This window comes from Paenarthrobacter sp. UW852 (assembly GCF_024608385.1).
Lineage (GTDB): Bacteria > Actinomycetota > Actinomycetes > Actinomycetales > Micrococcaceae > Arthrobacter.
Genome location: NZ_JAMSGY010000002.1, coordinates 138,009 through 154,805 on the forward strand (window position 1 = coordinate 138,009; position 16,797 = coordinate 154,805).

Sequence of the window (16,797 nt, forward strand, 5' to 3'; positions counted from 1 at the left end):
CGTTTACAAACAGCGTCCGTCCGTGAAATGCGCCAAACCTACCTTGGAAGAACAACGTCCCCCACCAAGGAGGCACTCCCGTGACTGTTGATAGCACCGCAGATGCACTGGTTCCCGTCCAGTCCACTGCTGCCGCCACCCCCACCCTTGAACACCGCCCCGGCCGCTGGATCGCCAACTGGGATGCCGAGGACAAGGGCCAGTGGGAAGCTGAAGGCCGGTCCATCGCCAAGCGAAACCTGTATTGGTCCATCTTCGCCGAATTCCTCGGATTCGTTGTCTGGCAGCTGTGGTCCATTGTGGTCGTCCAGCTCCCAGCTGCCGGTTTCGCGTTCGACTCCAACCAGATCTTCTGGCTCATCTCCATTCCCAGCCTCGTAGGCGCAACACTCCGAATCCCCTACACCTTCATGGTTCCGAAGTTCGGTGGCCGGAACTGGACCATCGTCTCGGCACTCCTGCTCCTGATCCCCACCACGGGATTGGCGATCTGCGTCTCCAACCCGGAAACGCCGTTCGGTGTCATGCTTCTCATCGCCGCCCTTGCAGGCTTCGGTGGCGGCAACTTCGCCAGCTCCATGGCCAACATCACCTTCTTCTACCCGGCCCGCGAAAAGGGTTGGGCGCTGGGCCTGAACGCCGCCGGCGGAAACCTGGGTGCCGCCGTCGCGCAGCTTGTTGTTCCGATCGCCATCACGCTCCTGGCGGCGGGAACCGTCAACCTTCCCATGGCCGGCATCATCTGGATTCCCCTCATCCTCATCGCCGCCTTCGGCGCCTGGAAGTACATGAACAACCTCACCAGCGCCAAAGGCGATGTGGCCGGCTCGCTTGCCGCCCTCAAGGAACCGCACCTGTGGGTCATGGCGTTCCTGTACATCGGTACCTTCGGTTCCTTCATTGGATTCGCGGGCGTCTTCCCCAAACTGATCAAGGACTACTTCCCGGACTTCTCCTCCATCCACGTCGGCGCAGTTGCGCTCTCACTTGCCTTCCTCGGCCCGCTTGTCGGCTCCCTGGCCCGCCCCTACGGCGGACGCATGGCCGACCGGATGGGCGGGGCGCGAATGACCATTGCCTCCTTCGCTTCCATGGCCGTGATCACCCTCACCATGATCTGGACGTTGCCGCTGAAGAACTTCTGGCTCTTCCTCACTCTGTTCCTGCTCCTCTTCCTGGCGAGCGGCTTTGGTAACGGCGCAACGTACCGCATGATCCCGGTCATCTTCGCCACCTCCAGCAGGGCTGCACGGAACGGAGCCAGCAGCGCGGCCACCGCCCGGCTTGCAGCATCCTCACTGGGCCTGATCTCGGCGATCGGCGCCTATGGCGGCTTCGTGATCCCGCAGGTGCTCAACGCCTCCAACACCACCGCAGGTTCCTACACGCCGGCGTTCTACGGATTCGTGGGAGCGTACGTCCTGATGCTCACCGTCTGCTGGGTCTGCTACATCCGCCCGGCCCGGAAGCGCAACACGATCGGACACATCTAGATGCCCAACGGCGCCAATACCCACTGCCCCTACTGCGCGCTCCAGTGCGCCATGACGCTGACCCCGGCCACGACGGACTCCGCCGCGCCGGGGCCGGCGCCCGCACCCACCGCAGAACCGGCCCAGCCAGCCGCGCCCCTGGAGGTCTCCGGGCGCGACTTCCCCACCAACCGGGGCGGGCTGTGCCGCAAAGGCTGGACATCGGCGTCGTTGTTGCATCACAACGGCCGGGTCACCGAACCGCTCCTCAAGGGATCGGACGGCGTCCACCAACCGATCTCCTGGGACCAAGCGCTCATGCTCATCGCAGCGGCCGTCAAGGATACCCAAAAACAACACGGAAACGATGCGGTGGGCGTCTTCGGGGGCGGCGGCCTCACCAACGAGAAGGCGTACCTGCTGGGCAAGTTCGCGCGCCTGGCACTGAGGACTTCCCGCATCGACTACAACGGCCGGTTCTGCATGTCCTCGGCTGCTGCGGCAGGCAACCGTGCGTTCGGCGTGGACCGCGGCCTCCCCTTCCCGGTAACGGACCTGGACACCGCGTCCGTCATCCTCATGCTCGGTTCCAACGTTGCCGAGACCATGCCACCCTTCGTCCCGCACCTGCAGGGCGCCCGCGACGCCGGCGGCCTGATCGTGGTGGATCCGCGCCGCTCGGCTACTGCTGCGTTGACGTCCGACGGCGGCGGCCTCCACCTGCAGCCGACCCCCGGTACCGATTTGGCCCTCCTTTTGGGCATCTCCCATGTGGTGGTGCACGAGGGCCTGGTGGATGACGAGTTCATTGCTGCAAAGACCACCGGTTACGCGGCTGTGGTGCGCAGCCTCAATGCCTTCTGGCCCGAACGCGTCCAGACCATCACCGGCGTTCCCGCGAACCTCATCCGCGAGACCGCCAGGCGGCTGGCTCACGGTGCCCGTACCGGCGGCAGCTACATCCTGAGTGGTCGCGGCGTGGAACAGCACGTGGACGGCACGGACACGGCCACCGCCGCGATCAACCTCAGCCTTCTCCTCGGCCTGCCCGGTTCGGCGCGCAGCGGCTACGGCACACTCACCGGGCAGGGCAACGGCCAAGGCGGCCGGGAACACGGACAGAAGGCCGACCAGCTCCCCGGTTACCGCAAAATCACCGATCCCGCCGCCCGCGCCCACATCGCCCAGGTGTGGGGAATCGATGAGTCTCTGATCCCCGGACCGGGACTGCCGGCCGTCGAACTCCTGAAGTCGCTCGGGAAGCCCGACGGCGTCCGTTGCCTTTTCGTGCACGGCGCCAACGTTGTGGTGTCAGCGCCTGATACCAACGCCGTGACGGCCGGGCTGCGGGCTCTCGACTTTCTGGTTGTCTGTGATTTCTTCATGTCAGAGACGGCCGCCGAAGCGGATCTGGTCCTGCCTGTCACGCAGTGGGCCGAGGAGGAGGGCACGCTGACCAACCTGGAGGGTCGGGTGATCCGCCGTCGCAAGGCGCTCAATCCTCCCCCGGGTGTGCGGAGCGAGTTGTGGCTCATGGCCCGGCTGGCTGAAATCCTGGAAGCCCCTTCCACGTTCAGCGACGACCCAGAGACGGTGTTCGAGGAACTTCGTCTGGCTTCCGCTGGCGGCTTGGCCGATTACTCGGGCATCGACTACGCCATGCTGGACCGCGGGGAGGCTGCCTACTGGCCCTACCCCGTTGGCAGCACTGGTACGCCGCGGCTTTTCGGCGACGGCTTCGCGCACTCTGATGGCCGGGCCGTCATGGTGCCCGTGACGCCGTCCAAGCGGGCCGTGCGTTCATTTGCGGATGACTCGCTGGCACTGGCTACCGGGCGGCTGCTGGAGCACTACCAGTCCGGCGCGCAAACCCGACGGGTCGAGGCACTGATGGCAGCCCAACCGCAGGCGCGGCTGCTGATCCACCCGGGCACCGCAGCTTCACGTGGGATTGCCGACGGCGACTACGCCACGGTCACGAACGAACGCGGCGAGGTCCTCTGCCGGGCCGAGCTCAGCAACTCTGTCCGGGCCGACACTGTTTTCCTGCCGTTCCACTTCCCCGGCCAGGAGAATGCCAACCGCCTCACGGAGGCGGCCACAGATCCCATTTCCGGCATGCCGGAGTTCAAGACCAGCCGTGTGTGGGTTAAGAAGGCCGGGGCAACCCCGGCGGCAACAATCGCCGTCGGGGTTCGAGTGCCGGTTTACGTCAAGGAGGCTTTATGAGCGAGCGGATTGTCGTCGTAGGTTTCGGTCCCGTTGCCGCGCGGCTCGTGGACGAAATCCTCCCCGCCGTACGTTCGGGCCTGGTCCAGCTGATGGTGGTTGGACAGGAGCCGGAGGCTGCCTACAACCGCGTGATGGTTGCTGAACTGGGCGTGGGTCGGACCACTGCCGAGGCCCTCGCCGTGGCTGACGCAGCAGAATTGATGGCCGACGGCGTCGACGTCAGGTTGGGCGTGAAGGTCAAAAGGATAGACCGGGCACGCCAGCACGTAGTGCTTTCCGATGGCAGCTCAGAGCATTACGACCGGTTGGTGTTCGCCACTGGTTCCCGTCCCGTGATTCCCAACCTCACCGGCCTCAACCCTGACCCTGCCGGACCTGTGCTTCCGGCAGGAGTGACGGCGTTGCGCGATCTAAGGGACGCCGCCGTCCTCCGTGCTGCCGTGGCAGGTGGCAAGCGCGTGGTGGTACTGGGCGGTGGCGTCCTGGGCTTGGAGACAGCGCTGGCCGCTTCCGAGGAGGGTGCCCTGGTCACTGTCGTCCACAACGGCCCCTTCCCCCTGGGCCGCAGCATCGACCGGGGCAGCGGCTCCGTGCTCACCAACAGCTTGCGTTTGGGCGGAGTCAGGATGGCGGGCAACGCCCGCTCCACCGGTGTTGAAACGGCGGGTCCCGGAGGATCCTTCTCCGCCCTGTTGCTCGATGACGGTTCCGCGATCGACGGCGACCTGCTGGTGTTGTCCTGTGGCGTACGGCCCCGGATTGAACTGGCGGAAGGCTGTGGTCTGCCTACCGGCGCCGGGATCCTGGTGGACCACCACCTCCGGACCTTTCACGAGCCCCACTTGTTCGCGATCGGTGACTGTGCGGAAGTTCGCTGCCCGGACGCTGCATGCCTCGATTGCCGGAGCGCCCCTGGTCCGTCCGGCCTGATTGGTCCGGGCTGGCGGCAGGCCGAATGGCTGGCCGAGTACCTCGTGGTCCTGGCCCGCGACGGACAGGACGCAGCGGATGCCTTGGAAGCGCTCCCCCCGGAAAAGCCCGGTGTGGTGGTCCTGAAGGCGCGCGGCATCAACCTTGCCGTGGCGGGCGACAACCAGGCGGATCCCTGGGATGACGAGCTATTGGAATCCGGTGCTGCTTCCGGGCGCCCGCGCCGGCAGGTCTCGCAGTGGGCCGATCCCGAGCACGGCCGCTACGTAAAGATGACCACCCGGGGCGGTGTACTGGAGGGCTTGGTGTCCGTGGGCATGCCCCGTACTGCTGCCGAACTGGTGGTCTTGTTTGAGCGCTCTTCCGAACTCCCCGCGGACCGGTCCTTGCTGCTGCGCCTGGATGGCCCGGACCAGCTGAACAGCGGCGCCACCAGCACCGACCCGCAACGGACCGTTTGCCGTTGCGCCGGGGTCAGCGCGGCCAGCATCGGCGACTCCGTGGCGGACGGGTGCTCGACGGTTGCCGATGTTTCCAAGGCCACCCGCGCCGGTACAGGCTGCGGCGGGTGCCACGAGGACATCAAGGGCATCATCGAGAAACACTTCCAGGCCGCCGCCGCTTGAAGCCGCATAGTTTTTGGTTTGCCGCTCGGGTTCGGGGGTTCGCTGCGGAGCATGCCGTGCGCCCGGCATTCTCCGCAGCGAGCCATCGAATCGGACACTTCAGCCTGCCGGGCCACGGTCCTGCGTTGCACATGCCCCTCGCTGAAGCCATCGCCGCTCTGCACACGTAGGAAGCACAAACGCCCGTTTCGATGGTTCGCTGCACGTTAGACGGTAGGAATCGTCTGGTGCGCTGCGAACCGTCGAAACGGGCGTCGGCGTCACAACTACATGTGGACGTGCAAGCGGCGTGCGGCCTCGGAAATGGAGCCGGTCAGGGACGGGTACACCGTGAAAGCGCTGGCCACGTCATCGACGTGCAGCTTCTGGGTGACGGCAACCGAGATCGGGAAGATGAGCTCCGAGGCATTCGGGCCAACCACCACTCCACCGATCACTGTGCCGGATCCCTTGCGGGCGATGATCTTGACGAAGCCATCCTTGGTGTTGCGCATCTTGGCGCGGGCATTGCTGAGCAGGGACAGCATCACAACATCGCCCTGGTACTTGCCGGACGCGAGGTCGGCCTCGGAAACGCCCACGGACGCGATTTCCGGGGAGGTGAAGATGTTGGACGCAACTTGGTTGAGCTTGAGTGGCTTCACGCCGTCGCCCATGAAGTGCGCGATCGCGATCCGGCCCTGCATGGCGGCCACGGATGCGAGGGCGAACACACCGGTGCAGTCGCCGGCCGCGTAGATGTTGGGGGCAGTGGTGCGGGAAACGCCGTCCACCTTGATGTGGCCGGATTCCGTGAGCGTCACACCCGCTTCTTCAAGGCCGATTCCAGCGGTGTTGGGAATGGACCCAACACACACCAGGCAGTGCGTACCTGTCACGATCGATCCGTCACCCAAGGTGACCTTCACGCCGTCGTCCGTCCGCTCCACCGCGTTCGCGCGGGACTTCGACAAGACTCGGACGCCGCGGCGCTCAAAGACGCCCTCCAGCAGCTTGGCCGCATCCGTGTCCTCGCCGGGGAGGACCTGGTCGCGGCTGGAAATCAGCGTGACCTTGGAACCAAGGCCGTTGTAGGCGGAGGCGAACTCGGCCCCGGTCACACCGGAACCAACCACGATCAGTTCCTCGGGAAGTTCGTCCAGGTTGTAGATCTGGGCCCAGTTGAGGATGCGTTCGCCGTCGGGCTTGGCGGTGGGGAGTTCACGCGGGTGGGCGCCAACGGCCAGCAGGATCGCGTCGGCGTCAATGGTGCGGGTGCCTTCGAGGGTCAGGACCTCGATGGTGTTGTTATCCAGCAGCTTGCCCGAACCGATGACGATCTCCACGCCCAGGCGCTCCAGGCCCGCGCGGATGTCGTTCGACTGCCCATGGGCCAGGTTCAGGACGCGGTCGTTGATGTGCTTGAGGTCGGCGCGGGGTTTTGATGCCGCGCCGTCGCCGTCGAACTTCACTCCCAGCTCGTCGGCCTCGCCGACGCGGGTCATGAGATCGGCAGTTGCGATGAGCGTTTTGGAAGGCACGACGTCGGTCAGCACGGCTGAGCCGCCAAGGCCCGCCCGCTCAACAATGGTGACGTGGGCACCGAGTGAGGCGGCCACCATGGCAGCTTCATATCCGCCGGGACCACCTCCCAGGATCGCGATACGGGGGGCACTGAAGTCAACTTGGGTGGTCACAATCCTCAATTCTCGCTCATTGCCACGCCGGCTGCCACTCAGCCCACCCTCACCCACGCGTGCGTCCCTACCAAAGTCCCGTGGCCGCAAGGTAGCTTGTACCAGTGAGTAACACTGAGCTGATGAACACAGACCCCTTCGAAGCCGCCCAGGCCGCCGCAGACTTCATTGCAGCGGAAACCGGCATCGAGTCCCACGATGTTGCACTGGTGCTGGGATCCGGCTGGGCCGAGGCCGCCGATCTAATCGGCGAGACCACCGCGACCCTTAACGCCTCGGAGGTGCCCGGCTTCCACAAACCCGCTGTGGTGGGCCACGTTGGCACCATCCGCTCCGTCCTGACCAAGGAGGGCAAGCGGGCCTTGGTGCTTGGCGCGAGGACGCACTACTACGAAGGCAGGGGCGTCCGGTCGGTAGTCCACGGTGTCCGCACGGCTGCGGCCGCAGGGTGCAAGACACTGGTCCTCACCAACGGCTGTGGCGGCCTCAACGAGGACTGGACGCCGGGGACACCCGTGCTCATCAGCGACCACATCAACCTGACTGCGACCTCACCGCTTGAGGGCGCTACGTTCGTTGACCTCACCGACCTCTACTCTTCGCGGATCCGCGGCCTGGCCCGTGAAGTGGATCCATCCCTGCAGGAGGGTGTGTACGCGCAGTTCACCGGGCCGCACTACGAAACCCCGGCGGAAGTCCAGTACGCCAAGCGCATCGGCGCGGACCTTGTAGGCATGTCCACCGCTTTGGAAGCGATCGCCGGCCGCCACGCGGGCATGGAAGTCTTCGGGATCTCGCTGGTCACCAACCTCGCAGCCGGCATCAGCCCCGTTCCCTTGAGCCACGCCGAAGTCCTCGAAGCCGGCCAGGCCGCGGGCAAGCGGATCTCCAAGCTGCTGGCGGAGATTATCGCGAAGCTCTAGTAGCTCCCTGCGTCAGTCACATGCGTGGTCACCGTCCGGTGGCCACGCATTGCTGCTTTAAGGCTGCGTTTATTGGTGCGCGCTAACAATTCTTCCGGCACGTAAACACACAGTAAATTCTCAGAATAAATAAGATTTATGCCGAAACATTTGACCCGCTTCCCGCGGATATGCCACGCGCGCACGTTGACAATGTAAGCGCTTGCACATCTACCGGCGGGTAGCTTTTTGGGCCTCTGAAACGTCCTTTGATTTGCGACCTAACACGTGTCTAGCGTGGGAGCGTTCCGGTAAGTCGACGTGCCGGAGCGAACGGCAGCAAGTCCCCTCAAGGCCTTGCCGCACTCCCGAAACGATGGCGTCCTTCGATGACGCCTCCCGCGGCTCGATGGACGCCGGAGCAGGGAAACCCCATACCGGGGATCAGGGCATGCGCCCCACTCCACGAAGTCCAACACTCCGCGAGAAGAGCAAGCATGAACACGCACTCAACCCCTCAACGGCCACGCCGCCGTCTGCGACGGGCAGTAGCGGTCGCAGCGGCAGCCAGCGTGGCAGGCAGCATCCTGCTGCTCACGCCGGCTGCGCAGGCCAACCTGCCGGCCGACCCGCCGTCGAGCACCATGCCGGCGCCAACGCCCGGCTTCCCCCTGCCGAGCCTGCACACGCAACAGGCCTACGACCCCGCCGCGAACTTCACCTCCAAGTGGACGCGAGCCGACGCCAAACAGATCATGGCCCAGAGCAACCCCAACGTTGCGCCCGGACAGAACTCCATGAGCCCCAACGTCACCATGCCGGAAATCCCCAAGGACTTCCCCGCCATGAACGACGACGTCTGGGTCTGGGACACCTGGTCCTTGACGGACGAGAACGCGAACCAGATCAGCTACAAGGGCTGGGACGTAATCTTCGCCCTCGTCGCCGACCGCCACGCAGGCTACGGCTTCGACCAGCGTCACTGGAACGCCCGAATCGGCTACTTCTTCCGCAAGACCAACGCCGATCCCGCCAAGGACAAATGGAACTACGGCGGCCACCTGTTCCTGGACAACACCTCCATCGGCAACACGGAATGGTCCGGCTCCACGCGCCTCATGCAGGGCAACAAGATCAATGTGTTCTATACGGCCACCACGTTCTACGACGTCGCCGAGCGCAACGCAGGCGGCGGCGGGATTGCCCCGGATGCGGCCATCGCAAAAGCCCTTGGCACCATCCACGCCACCAAGGACGGCGTGACCTTCGATGGTTTCCAGCACACCAAGCTGCTTGAGCCGGACGGAAAGCTGTACCAGAACAAAGCCCAGAACCCGGGCTTCGCCTTCCGTGATCCCTACACGTTTGCGGACCCCGCACACCCCGGCAAGACCTTCATGGTGTTCGAAGGCAACACCGGTGGCACCCGCGGCTCCTACAAGTGCAAGCAGGAAGACCTGGGCTACCGTCCGGGCGATCCGCACTCTGAGACAGTGGACCAGGTCAACAGCACCACGGGCGCCTGGTACCAGACCGCCAACGTGGGCCTGGCTGTGGCGGACAACAAAGACCTGACAAAGTGGAGCTTCCTCCCGCCGGTCCTGTCCGCCAACTGCGTCAACGACCAGACCGAGCGTCCGCAGATCTTCATCCAGAACGAGAACGGCAAGAACAAGTACTACCTGTTCACCATCAGCCACCAGTTCACCTATGCCGACGGCATGCGCGGCCCCGACGGCGTGTACGGCTTCGTCGGCGACGGCGTTCGTTCGGACTACCAGCCGGTCAATAACAGCGGCTTGGCTTTGGGCTCCCCCACGGACCTGAACATGCCGGCCAACGCGCCGGAAGGACCGGATCCGCGCCAGAACGGGCGGCAATTCCAGGCCTACTCGCACTACGTCCAGCCGGGCGGCCTCGTCCAGTCGTTCATCGACAACGTCGATGGCGTACGCGGCGGTTCGCTCTCACCCACCGTGAAGATGAACTTCAAGGGTGGTGTGACCCAGGTTGACCGCAGCTTCGGCCAGAACGGCCTCGGCCCGTTCGGCTACCTGCCCACCAACGTCCGTGTTGGTGGCGAAGGCCTCTACAAGTAACACCCCCGGCCGTCAGGCCACGGCGGGGGTGCCGGCCCCACACGTGCCGGCACCCCCGCCACCCCAACCTTTCAGGATTCTCCCCATGACTCTCCCCAACCCCCACCTGTCCCGCCGCCACCTGCTGGCCGCAAGTGCCGCCGTCGTGGTTGGTTTTTCGGCCGCTGCCTGCTCACCGGATGAAAGCCCGACGCCGACCCCCACCGTCGCGGGTACCGCACCTACCGCTTCGGACCCCTGGCGGCCGGGCGCCCATCTGACAGCCGCGAAGAACTGGCTCAACGACCCCAATGGGCTGGTTTACCACGATGGGACATACCACGCCTTCTACCAGCACAATCCGCGCGGAAACTCATGGGGGAACATGTCCTGGGGCCACTCCACCAGCACCGACCTGGTGCACTGGGAACAACAGCCGGTAGCCATGGAAGCCAGCCCGGAAGAAGAAATCTTTTCCGGCTGCATCGTGGTGGACACCAAGAACGCGTCCGGCCTCGGGTCCGCTGAAAACCCGCCCATGGTGGCCCTTTATACGAGCGCTTATGGAAAGAACGGCGCACTCCCCCAAGGCGCGCAGGCCCAGTCGGTTGCATTCAGCCTGGACAAGGGCACCACGTGGGAGAAGTACCGTGGCAACCCGGTGCTGAACCTCGCTCCCACCAACAACAACTTCCGCGATCCCAAGATCACCTGGTACGAGCCGGGCCACTACTGGGTGATGACCACAGTGGTGGCCGACGCCCAAGTGGTGAAGATGTTCAAATCTACCAATCTTCTCCACTGGGATTTCCTCAGTGATTTCTCCGGAGCCGGAGCCCAGGGCGGCCTGTGGGAGGTTCCGGAACTCATCGAAATGGCCGTGGAAGACTCCGCGGCGAAGAAATGGGTCATGCTGTTGAGCATCAACCCCGGGGGCATCGCGGGCGGGTCGGGCATGCAGTATTTTGTGGGCGAATTCGACGGCACACGGTTCACCGCGGAAGATGCCGCCGCCCCTGACGCCCCGCCCACCGATTCGCAGTGGCTGGATTACGGCGCCGACTACTATGCGGCGAACTCCATTTCCGGTGCACCCGGCGGCAAGCCCGTGCTGCTGGGCTGGATGGGCAACTGGGACTACGCCCAGCACGTTCCCACCACTCCGTGGCGCGGATCCATGGCGATCCCGCGCGAACTGACACTGGTGCGCGGCGAGCGCCGTTTGGAGCTGCGATCGGCCATTGCCACTGCTGCACGCGAGGCCCTTGAACGCGCTGGCAGTGCAGTCCAAGGCAAAAACCTCACCGTCGGCTCCGGGCTACAGCACCTGGACGGCGATTTCACCGCCCGGGCGCAACTGCTCGAGGTGGAGATGGAGCTGACATCGGCCCGCGAGGCGGGCGTGAACCTCCGTGCATCAGACGACGGAAAATCAGCCCTGCGGATCACTTACGCCAAGGACACCCGCACGGTGAAGGTAGACCGTTCGAACGCCGGAACCACCAACTTTTCCGAGAAGTTCAGCCCGTACCACCAGGCCACGCTGCCTCCCTCCCATAACGATGCCAAGGTCCGCCTCCAGATTCTCCTGGATTCCTCGTCCGTGGAAGTCTTCGCCGGGGAGGGCGCCATCGTCATCTCGGACACCTTCTTCCCTGACTGGGACGACACGGGAACCTCGGTGTTCAGCACGGACGGGGACACGCAGTTTACGGTGCAAACGCGTCAGTTTTAGCGCCAAGGGGCGGGATTTCACCCTTTACGACCCTTCTTAAGGGCGTTATCCCACCCCTCGTTGCGCCCTGTTCCTCCATTTGAGGATAGTTTTGTCCCTATGACATCCAACGATGCCGCCTTTGAACAGCTGATCACCGACGCCCGCCTGTGGGCCTCCCAAGACCCGGACCCGGCAACGTCCGCCGAGCTCACCGAGCTCATGGAACTCGCCGGCAGCGGCGATGCCGCAGCAATCCAGGAACTGGGCGACAGCTTCAACGGCACCCTGCAATTCGGCACTGCCGGCCTTCGCGCAGCCCTCGGTCCCGGACCCAACCGGATGAACCGCGTGGTGGTGCGCCGGGCAGCAGCAGGTTTGGCAGCCTTCCTCACCGAAACGGTCGAGGCGGCTTCTCCCGGAACTCGGCCCCGCGCCGTCGTCGGCTTCGACGCACGCTACAACTCGGACATCTTTGCCCAGGAAACCGCCGCGATCTTCACCGCGGCAGGCATCGAAACGTTCCTCATGCCGGCGGCACTTCCGACGCCGTTGCTCGCCTACGCGGTCAGGAACCTCGATTGCGACGGCGGCGTGATGGTCACCGCCAGCCACAACCCGCCACAGGACAACGGATACAAGGTCTACCTTGGCCGGCACGCCGTGTCCGAAAGCGGCCGCGGCTCCCAGATCGTAGCCCCCTACGACGCTGAAATCGCGGAAAAGATCCAGGCAGTGGGCGCATTGGAATCGATCGAACTTGCCGACGGCGGCTGGACGGTCCTGCCCACCTCCATCGCATCCGACTACGAGTCGGCCATGGCCAGCCTGGTGGACCGCGAACACTTCCCCGCCCGGGACCTCAAAATTGTTTTGACCCCCATGCACGGCGTCGGCGGCGAAACGGCCGTTTCTGTCCTGAACGCAGCCGGATTCACCGATGTGACCCTCGTGGCCGAGCAGGCAGAGCCTGACCCGGACTTCCCCACGGTCGCCTTCCCCAACCCGGAAGAACCCGGTGCCTTGGACCTGGCTCTCGCGGCAGCCGCGGAATCAGGGGCGGACATCGTTCTGGCCAACGATCCCGACGCCGATCGGGCCGCGGTTGCTGCCCTGGACCCGGACACAGGGGCTTGGCGGATGCTGCGCGGCGACGAGGTAGGTGCCCTTCTGGGCGCTCATGTCGTGGCGCGTTTGACCGCCAGCGCCGGCGACGAGCCGCACACCGGGGTCTTCGCCAACTCGATCGTTTCCTCGCGGCTGCTCTCACGTATTGCCGCTGCGGCGGGGTACGCGCACGAGGAAACGCTCACGGGCTTCAAATGGATTTCACGCGTTCCAGGACTCATCTACGGGTACGAAGAGGCGCTGGGCTACTGTGTGGCCCCTGGGCTGGTGCGCGACAAGGACGGCATCTCGGCGGCAGTGCTGATCGCTGAATTGGCGGCAGCTGCCAAAGCGGAGGGCCGGACGATCTTCGACACACTGGACGATCTTTACCTGGTGCACGGCCTGCACGCGAGTGACCAGCTGAGCATTCGGGTGGCGGACCTGGGCCTGCTGGACGCCATGATGAACCGCTTGCGGGTCAACCCGCCCGAAGCTTTTGGGGGCTCCGCCGTCGAGGTCTTCACTGACCTGGCGGAAGGAAGCGATGCACTGCCTCCCACGGACGGGCTGCTGTACCTGACCCGCGACCTCACCCGCGTGATCATCCGGCCCAGTGGTACGGAACCGAAGCTGAAGTGCTACCTGGAAGTCATCCAGGCGGTGGAATCCGCAGCGGAACTTCCCGCTGCGCGCCAAGCAGCGCGGACATCCTTGGACGAGGTCCTCGGGGACGTCCGCGAAGCGCTGGGCTTGTAAACTCCTAGAGCTCAACCTCGATGAAGCCGTCCACCAAACGGGTGCGGAAAGCGTCGAGGCGGAGGTCGGGGTTGGTGAAGCACTCACCGGTTTCGAGGTCGTAGACCTCTTTGTGCAGGGGCGAGGCGATGGTCGGGCGGCTTCCCTTGGACCCGACGATGCCACGCGCCATAACGTTCGCGAGGGTCGCCGGGTCCTGCTGGGCAACAGCGAAGACCTCGGTGGGCGCGGTACGGAACAGCGCAATCTGGCGACCGCCGATCAACGCAGCCTCGCCCCAGGCCAGTTCGAGCTCGTCCACCGGGCAAACACGCTGCCACGTAGCTGCGGCGCGCAGGTCACGCTCAAGAATGTCGGTAACGTCCAGAATTACGGTCATGTCAGCCCCTCTCACTGTGTCCGGGTGCTGGCAGTCTCCGCCGTCACTCCCCCGGACAGGGCCGCGCTTGCGGCCACTCCTCCACGCTAAAACCCGGGTGTTTCATCAGGGGGCGCGGATTGTGTCCACTTCGTAAAAGAGACCTCACACCCGAGGAAATGTCCTCGTGATGCAGAAGTTAAGATCACGAAACAAACGGGAAACTGAAGCGAAACTGCCCGTCCCTAGGCTGGAACCACAAGTTGCGACAGATCCGTTGGCAACATCTGCGAAAGGCCCACAGTGACCGGACACACTTCAAGTACAGAGAACCCGCGCCGCATCGTCGTCGTCGGCGGCGGCCCCGCCGCGCACCGCTTTGTTGATGCCATGTTCAACCGCGGACTTGAAGGTTGGCAGGTTACGGTGCTGACCGAAGAGGCCCACCTCCCCTACGACCGCGTGGCATTGAGTAAGGCGCTCACCGAAACCGGCGTGGACCTCACCCTGGGTGACGCTTCCATGTGGGAGCACCCGGCAATCACCCTCAAGACCGGCGAGCGCGCCGTCAAGATCGACTCCGCGGCCAAGAGCGTCCTCACTGCTGCCGGCAACAAGTACGAATACGACCATCTGGTGGTCGCCTCGGGTTCGGATGCCGCCCGTCTTCCCATCCCCGGCGCCGAGCATACCCACGTTTACCGGACGCTCGAAGACGTATGGGCCATCAACCAGGCCATAGCCGGGCTGACGGAGAAGCTGGGACGCAAAGTCAACGCCGTCACCATCGGTGGTGGCCTGCTGGGGCTTGAATCCGCAGCCGGCACCGAACAACTGGGAGCTACCCCGGTTGTCATCAACGGCTCGCCCTGGCTCATGAACACCCAGTTGGACGAAGGCGCAGGACAGGCCCTTGGCCGGCTCATCGAAGCCAAGGGCTTCACGGTCCACGGTGGCGTCTTCCCCTCCGAGGTGGTTACGGACGACGACGGTAATGTCACCGGAGTCCTCATGGCCGACGGCCGCACCATCGCAGCCGACATCGTGATCGTAGCCATCGGCGTCAGGCCCCGCGATGATCTCTTCCGCGCTGCGGAGGGCGAAGAGCAACTCTTCAGCCTGGGCCAGCGTGGCGGTGTGGTGATCAACGATTTCTGCGCCACCGAGGTGGACGGCATCTGGGCCATCGGTGAAGTAGCCAACTTTGGTGGCATGTGCCTTGGCCTCGTTGCTCCGGCCAACACCATGGCCGAGATTGTTGCCGACCGTCTGCACGGCGGAGAGGCCACATTCCCCGGTTTCGATACGGCCACCAAGCTCAAGCTCTCCGGTGTGGACGTGGCCAGCTTCGGTGACGCCTTCGCCAAGACAGAGCACTCCCTCGAAATCGTTTACGCCGACCCCGCCCGCGGTGTTTACCAGAAGATCGTCACCACCGACGATGCCAAGACCCTTCTGGGCGGCATCTTCGTGGGCGACGCCTCCCCGTACATGAGCCTGCGCCCCCTCCTGGGCCGGGAACTCCCTGCAGAACCCGGCGCCTACCTGAGCGCGGCCGGCGGTGGAGAAGCCCCGGAAACCGAACTCCCGGACGATGCCATCCTCTGCTCCTGCAACAACGTGGCCGCCGGTGCCATCCGTGATGCCATTAATGGGTGCGGCGCCTGCGAAGGCAACGCTCCCGTACAAGAACTCGGCGAGCTGAAGGGCTGCACCCGTGCCGGAACCCAGTGTGGGTCCTGCGTTCCCATGCTGAAGAAGCTTCTGGAAGGCGAACTGACCAAGTCCGGCATCGAGGTCTCCAAGGCGCTCTGCGAGCACATCAGCCTTTCCCGCCAGGAGCTCTTCGATGCCATCCGTGTCCTGGAGCTCACGTCCTTCGAAGACATCATGGCCAAGTACGGCACGGGCGCCGGTTGCGACATCTGCAAGCCGACCATTGCCTCCATCCTGGCCAGCCAGCACTCCGCCTACGTCCTGGACGCCGGGCGTGGTTCCCTGCAGGACACCAACGACCGTGCCCTGGCGAACATGCAAAAGGACGGGACCTATTCGGTGGTTCCCCGCATCGCCGGCGGCGAGATTACGCCCAAGGGCCTGGGCGTCATTGCTGCGGTGGCTGAGAAGTACAACCTCTACACCAAGATCACTGGTGGCCAGCGCATCGATATGTTCGGTGCGCGCCTTGAGCAACTGCCGGACATCTGGAAGGAACTGGTTGATGCCGGCTTCGAATCGGGCCAGGCTTACGGCAAGAGCCTGCGTACCGTGAAGTCCTGTGTCGGCTCCACGTGGTGCCGCTTCGGTGTCCAGGATTCCGTGGCCATGGCGATCGCTTTGGAGCTGCGCTACCGCGGTCTTCGCAGCCCGCACAAGTTGAAAATGGGCGTTTCCGGTTGCGCCCGCGAGTGTGCAGAAGCGCGTGGCAAGGACGTCGGCGTGATCGCGACCGCCGACGGCTGGAACCTTTACGTGGGCGGGAACGGAGGCGCCACGCCGGCTCACGCCAAGCTCCTCGCCAAGGACCTGGATGATGAAACGCTGCTGAAGTACATCGACCGCTACCTGATGTACTACATCCGCACCGCCGATCGCCTGCAGCGCACTGCCCGGTGGCAGGAAGAGCTCGACGGCGACATCAAGCACGTCGAGGACGTTGTGGTACACGATTCCCTGGGCATCGCCGACGAGCTCGAAGCGGCCATGGCCAAACACATCGACACCTACGAGGACGAGTGGGCCGAGACCTTGAAGGATCCCGAGCGCCTCCGCAGGTTCCGTTCCTTCGTCAACGCCCCCGACCAGAAGGACGAGTCCATCTCCTTCGTTCCGGAGCGTGGCCAGATCCGTCCGGCCACGAACGAAGAAAAGGGCGGCGTGCTCATCGCTTCCACCATCCCGGTCCGCAGCGAAACCGTCAACGCAGAAAACTAGGGGTCCCCC

At 64.6% G+C, this 16,797-nt stretch carries 10 protein-coding genes; 8 read left to right on the top strand and 2 right to left on the bottom strand.

Annotated elements, in window-relative coordinates:
* Positions 1-80 precede the first annotated feature (80 nt).
* Genes NEK97_RS03785 through NEK97_RS03795 form a run of 3 tightly spaced genes read left to right on the top strand, consistent with a single transcriptional unit; the run spans position 81 to position 5,260 of the window.
* Positions 81-1,493, top strand: a complete 1,413-nt coding sequence (locus NEK97_RS03785; RefSeq protein ID WP_211713233.1) for an MFS transporter — start codon at positions 81-83, stop codon at positions 1,491-1,493.
* Positions 1,494-3,701 (top strand): molybdopterin oxidoreductase family protein, encoded by a 2,208-nt coding sequence (locus NEK97_RS03790; protein WP_257368574.1) that lies wholly within the window; start codon positions 1,494-1,496, stop codon positions 3,699-3,701.
* Positions 3,698-5,260, top strand: a complete 1,563-nt coding sequence (locus NEK97_RS03795) for an FAD-dependent oxidoreductase (RefSeq protein ID WP_257368576.1) — start codon at positions 3,698-3,700, stop codon at positions 5,258-5,260. The genes NEK97_RS03790 and NEK97_RS03795 overlap by 4 nt, the downstream gene beginning before the upstream one ends.
* Before the next feature lie 266 nt (positions 5,261-5,526).
* Here the strand turns inward: NEK97_RS03795 and NEK97_RS03800 are convergent, their stop codons facing one another.
* Positions 5,527-6,936 (bottom strand): NAD(P)H-quinone dehydrogenase, encoded by a 1,410-nt coding sequence (locus NEK97_RS03800; RefSeq protein ID WP_257368577.1) that lies wholly within the window; start codon positions 6,934-6,936, stop codon positions 5,527-5,529.
* A 122-nt stretch (positions 6,937-7,058) separates the two neighbouring features.
* Here NEK97_RS03800 and NEK97_RS03805 point away from each other — a divergent pair, with 122 nt between their 5' ends.
* The 4 genes from NEK97_RS03805 (at position 7,059) to NEK97_RS03820 (ending at position 13,496) form a co-directional block, all read left to right on the top strand.
* Positions 7,059-7,859, top strand: a complete 801-nt coding sequence (locus tag NEK97_RS03805; protein WP_235519456.1) for a purine-nucleoside phosphorylase — start codon at positions 7,059-7,061, stop codon at positions 7,857-7,859.
* Positions 7,860-8,335: 476 nt separating this feature from the next.
* Positions 8,336-9,937, top strand: a complete 1,602-nt coding sequence (locus NEK97_RS03810; protein WP_257368580.1) for a glycoside hydrolase family 68 protein — start codon at positions 8,336-8,338, stop codon at positions 9,935-9,937.
* Positions 9,938-10,022: 85 nt separating this feature from the next.
* Positions 10,023-11,651 (top strand): glycoside hydrolase family 32 protein, encoded by a 1,629-nt coding sequence (locus NEK97_RS03815; RefSeq protein WP_257368581.1) that lies wholly within the window; start codon positions 10,023-10,025, stop codon positions 11,649-11,651.
* Positions 11,652-11,750: 99 nt separating this feature from the next.
* Entirely contained in the window at positions 11,751-13,496 is a 1,746-nt protein-coding gene (locus NEK97_RS03820; protein ID WP_257368584.1) for a phospho-sugar mutase, read from the top strand.
* A gap of 4 nt (positions 13,497-13,500) precedes the next feature.
* Here NEK97_RS03820 and nirD read toward each other — a convergent pair whose 3' ends face one another.
* Positions 13,501-13,875 carry a nitrite reductase small subunit NirD gene (gene nirD / locus NEK97_RS03825; protein ID WP_257368585.1) on the bottom strand — a complete coding sequence of 125 codons (375 nt, stop codon included), beginning with the start codon at positions 13,873-13,875 and terminating at the stop codon, positions 13,501-13,503.
* Between the two features lie 282 nt (positions 13,876-14,157).
* Here nirD and nirB point away from each other — a divergent pair, with 282 nt between their 5' ends.
* Positions 14,158-16,788 carry a nitrite reductase large subunit NirB gene (gene nirB, locus NEK97_RS03830; protein ID WP_235519447.1) on the top strand — a complete coding sequence of 877 codons (2,631 nt, stop codon included), beginning with the start codon at positions 14,158-14,160 and terminating at the stop codon, positions 16,786-16,788.
* Positions 16,789-16,797: the final 9 nt, after the last annotated feature.

Excerpts from the sequence above, each read along its gene's own strand:
- NEK97_RS03790 (WP_257368574.1), top strand. The coding sequence starts at position 1,494 with ATGCCCAACGGCGCCAATACCCACTGCCCCTACTGCGCGCTCCAGTGC.
- NEK97_RS03810 (WP_257368580.1), top strand. The coding sequence starts at position 8,336 with ATGAACACGCACTCAACCCCTCAACGGCCACGCCGCCGTCTGCGACGG.
- NEK97_RS03805 (WP_235519456.1), top strand. The coding sequence starts at position 7,059 with ATGAACACAGACCCCTTCGAAGCCGCCCAGGCCGCCGCAGACTTCATT.
- nirD (WP_257368585.1), bottom strand. The coding sequence starts at position 13,875 with ATGACCGTAATTCTGGACGTTACCGACATTCTTGAGCGTGACCTGCGC.
- NEK97_RS03815 (WP_257368581.1), top strand. The coding sequence starts at position 10,023 with ATGACTCTCCCCAACCCCCACCTGTCCCGCCGCCACCTGCTGGCCGCA.
- NEK97_RS03820 (WP_257368584.1), top strand. The coding sequence starts at position 11,751 with ATGACATCCAACGATGCCGCCTTTGAACAGCTGATCACCGACGCCCGC.
- NEK97_RS03795 (WP_257368576.1), top strand. The coding sequence starts at position 3,698 with ATGAGCGAGCGGATTGTCGTCGTAGGTTTCGGTCCCGTTGCCGCGCGG.